Raw genomic sequence first — 516 nt, forward strand, 5'->3', positions numbered from 1 at the left:
TGACGGTTTGTGATCCAAACGCCGAGCAATCGTACAAGATCATGGAAACACTGGTTGAATCTGGCGCTGATGCGCTTGAACTTGGTATTCCGTTCTCAGACCCATTGGCGGACGGCCCAACAATTCAAGGAGCCAACATTCGAGCGTTAGATTCGGGTGCAACTCCGGATATCTGTTTTGAGCAAATCGGAAAAATTCGAGCAAAGTACCCAGACCTGCCAATTGGTCTATTGATGTACGCCAACCTTGTATACTCACGCGGTATTGAGAGCTTCTACGAGCGCTGTGCAAAAGCGGGCATCGATTCCGTTCTCATTGCAGACGTTCCGACTAACGAAAGCGCAGAGTTCGTAGCCGCGGCAGAGAAATTTGGAATCCACCCAATCTTTATCGCACCACCAACGGCAAGTGACGAGACGCTAAAACAAGTTTCTGAATTGGGCGGCGGCTACACTTACCTGCTTTCGCGCGCGGGTGTGACGGGTGCAGAAACCAAAGCTAACATGCCAGTTGACC

At 50.8% G+C, this 516-nt stretch carries 1 protein-coding gene; it reads left to right on the top strand.

Going from position 1 to position 516, the window contains the following annotated elements; all coding sequences use genetic code 11:
* Positions 1-516 (top strand): tryptophan synthase subunit alpha (gene trpA / locus R7E78_RS30580; RefSeq protein WP_318059203.1); only part of this gene is annotated, 516 nt, incomplete at both ends.

It is taken from the genome of Vibrio sp. YT-19(2023) (assembly GCF_033337395.1).